The following is a 3,307-nucleotide window of genomic DNA, read 5'->3' as shown; positions in this document are numbered from 1 at the left end:
AGACCTAGGCGAGGATGTCACCCCGGCGGATGAGCACACGTGGCTCCCAGCGGGTGTCGGGTAGCTCGGCGAGCAGCGGCAGGCTCTCGTTGTAGCTTGCCAGGGCCCGGTCCAACCGGTGCTGGAAACGGTGGAGATCGCCCAGCCGGCGCAGGGCCAGCGCCTCCAGCGGACGGTTGCCGAGTTCGCGGGCGATCGACAGGCTCATCGTCAGGCAGTTGATGCCGTCGGTGAGCTCGTTGCGGTCGCCGTGGACCATGGCGACGTTCACCAGGGTCTCCGCCTCGGCCTTGCGGGCGCCGGCCCGGCGCATCATCTCCAGGCCGGCCTCGAAGCGGACCAGGGCCGTGGAGAACTCCCCCCGACCGCGGCAGGCGTCGGCCAGCCCGCGCAGCGTCCGGGCCTCACCCAGCTCGTCGCCGAAGTCGGCGAAGATCTCCCGGGCCCGGGTGAGGCGCTCCGTGGCCAGCGCCAAGTGGTCGACCGTAGCCCGGTAGACCTCGACCGCCGGTTGACCGTCGGGGTCCGTGCCGTCCGCGTCCAGTCGCCAGAAGGCGTCCTCGAAGGCCAGCGTGACGTCGCGCTCGGCGAGGTTGGTCAGCAGCGTCGCCTCGGCGAGGCGGTGCCCGGCCCGGCGGGCCGCGGCCAGCCCCAGGACGTGGCTCTGCTCCCAGTCGCCCCAGTGCGCCGCGAAGGCGTAGAACTCGGCGGCCTCGGTGGCGAGCAGCCAGGTCGGCTCGCCGAGACCGGCCGCGTGGGCCTGGTCGATCAGGCTCATGAGGTTTCCTCGTTCCCCGCCGAACCAGACCAGCGGCTGACCGACCAGGTCGGCGACGCCTGCCTGTTCAAACCGAAACACGGCCCCCGTCGTGAGCGCCGCCACGTCCTCGGCGACGGGGGTAAGGGTGCGCACCTCGCCGGGGCTGAAGGTGTCGACCGCCTCCCGCAGCATCGCCAGATAGGCGTACAGCAGCCGGCCCAGGGCCGCCCGGTGTTCTCCGGACACGGTGGAGGGGGCCCCGGCAGCGTCGTGATGCCCGTTGTCGGTGTGCCCGTTGCCGGTGTGACGGTTGTCCCCGCAGGCCTCGGGGATCCGGCCCGGGGTCGCGGGGTGGCCGAGTGGGGTGCCGACCCCGGTCTCGCGCTCCCGGGCGAACACCCGGAGCAGGTCGTGAAAGCGGTAGCGTTCGGTTCCTGTCCGGTCGGCGCCACGTCGTTCGAGTAGCTGGGCGTCGGCGAGCCGGTCGACGACGTCCTCGGCTTCGTCGAGGTCGAGGTCGAGGACCGCCGCCGCGGCCCACGGCGCGAAATCGCTCATCGCAGGCAGCGACAGCAGCCGGAAGGCGCGCTGCTCGTCCGGCGGCCGGCCCTCGTAGCTCAGCGAGAAGCTGGCCCGGATCTCCAGGTCGCCGGCCTCCAGCCAGGACAGCCGGTCGCGTTCGTTGGCGAGCCGCCCGGCCAGGCGGGCCAGTTTCCAGTGCGGATGGGCGGCCAGCTTGCGCCCGGCGATCTGGATCGCCAGCGGTAGGTAGCCGCACAGACCGACGATGTCGCGCGCGGCCTCGGGTTCGGCGTCGACCCGCTGCGTGCTGACCACCTTGGCCAGCAGCTCCACCGCGTCACTGGGCAGCAGGACGTCCACCATCCAGTACGGGGCGTTCAGGCCGTGCAGCCGCGACCGACTCGTGATGATGACCGCGCAGCCCGGGCTGGTCGGCATCAGCGGCCGGATCTGCGCCTCGCCCCCCGCGTTGTCGAGGATGATCAGAACCTTGCGGGTCACGAGCAGCTCCCGGTACATCTCGCCGAGATCGTCGGGGTCGGCCGGTACCGCGGAGCGGCTGACCCCGAGCGTCTGGACGAACCGGGACAGCACCCGGGCCGGGTCCAGTGGGGTGCTGTTGCCCCGCAGGTCCACGTACAGCGTGTCGGTGAACCCCGTGCGGACGCGATGCGCGACGTGCACGGCCAAGGCGGTCTTGCCGGCGCTGGCCTTACCCGCGAACGCCGCCACCACGGTTCCCCATGACAGCCCGACCGGATCGGTCAGCATGGCGTGCACCTGGGCCTGGATCGTGTCGCGTCCGGTGTATTCGCGGATGTCCGGGGCAGCTGGTATCCCCCCTGGCTCGTGGGCGCCACGGAGACCGGCCGGTCGAGCGAGCGGGGCGGGGTCCAGGCCAGGCTGGACGTGCCGCGCAGCACGTCCTCCTGCAGCTGCTGCAACATCGCGGAGTCCAGCCCCAGGTCGTGCAGTGCCTCCAGGCCCTCTCGGCAGGCCCGGGCCGTGTCCTCGATCCGACCGTCCCGATAGAAGGCGAAAACCAGCTCCCGGCGCAGCCCGTCGTCGTGGGGGTGCCGTGTCACCAGCACGCGCAGATCCCCGATGACCTCGCGATGACGACCCAGGGAGAGGTCGGCGGCGATCCGGGTCTTGACGACGTCGAGCTGGAGTTCGTCGAGGGCGTCCACGTAGGCTCGGGTGAACGGGTAGTCGATCAGGTCGACCAGCGGCGGTCCCCGCCAGAGGGCCTGGGCCTCCTGCAGCGGGGCGATCGCGCTCACCGGGTCACCGTCGTCCACCGCGCGCCGGCCCTGTTCCAGCAGCCGACGGGCCTGTTCGGAGTCGATCTGCTCCGGGCGTACGTCGAGGACGTACCCGGTCCCCTTGCGCAACAGCACCTCGGGCCCGGTCTCCAGCCGCCGCCGCAGCTCGCTGACATGGGTGCGCAATGTGGCCAGCGCCTTCTCCGGCGGTGGATCCCCCCAGATCACCTCTAGCAGCCGGTGACCGGGCACCACCTGACCGGCTTCCAGCAGCAACGCGGCCATCAGCACCTTGCGCTGGGTGCCGCCTAGCACGATGGGTGCCCCCCCCGGTGGTGATCTCCAACGGGCCGAGGATGGCGAACTGCAGGTTGTCGCGGTCGGGCATCTGGTCCTCTCGTATGACCCCCGGTGATGTCTGTTTACCGCAGCGTGCTCCGGGAGGGGACATGGCGGCAACCACCGATCTGGAACGACCCCTGTCGTTATCCGCGTCAGGCCTGCCCGGTGCCCGGTGCCCGGTGCCCGGTGCCCGGTGCGGGTAGCGGTCCGGCTCCGTGGGGCGTCGCGTGACCCGATCGCGGAATCCGGCTGTTTCGATCAACACATTCTCAATGGTTCTGGTGATTGTGCGTGCAGTGGGCGTTGATCGCTCGGAGGTGCACTGAGCCCACGAAACCGAGGGTGGCAGGCGGCCGGGAGACGGCCGGCGAGGCGGAGGGGGTTGGGAGCATGGCGATCACGGTGCCCAGGAGCCTGG

General features: G+C 71.2%; 2 protein-coding genes. Both read right to left on the bottom strand.

The annotated features are described in order from the left end of the window. Positions 1–4 precede the first annotated feature (4 nt). Complete coding sequence (locus tag AC08OT_RS19710; RefSeq protein ID WP_476593523.1) at positions 5–2,053, bottom strand: tetratricopeptide repeat protein; 2,049 nt, start codon at positions 2,051–2,053, stop codon at positions 5–7. Then, positions 2,047–2,862 (bottom strand): AfsR/SARP family transcriptional regulator, encoded by an 816-nt coding sequence (locus AC08OT_RS19705; RefSeq protein ID WP_476593524.1) that lies wholly within the window; start codon positions 2,860–2,862, stop codon positions 2,047–2,049. Before AC08OT_RS19705 ends, AC08OT_RS19710 begins: the two co-directional genes overlap by 7 nt. Positions 2,863–3,307: the final 445 nt, after the last annotated feature.

The organism is Frankia sp. CgJB1 (assembly GCF_977947065.1).
This window is presented reverse-complemented; position numbering and strand designations above follow the sequence as displayed.

Bases quoted from the DNA above. Each gene is read 5' to 3' on its own strand.
- AC08OT_RS19710 (WP_476593523.1), bottom strand. From the start codon at position 2,053: ATGCTGACCGATCCGGTCGGGCTGTCATGGGGAACCGTGGTGGCGGCG.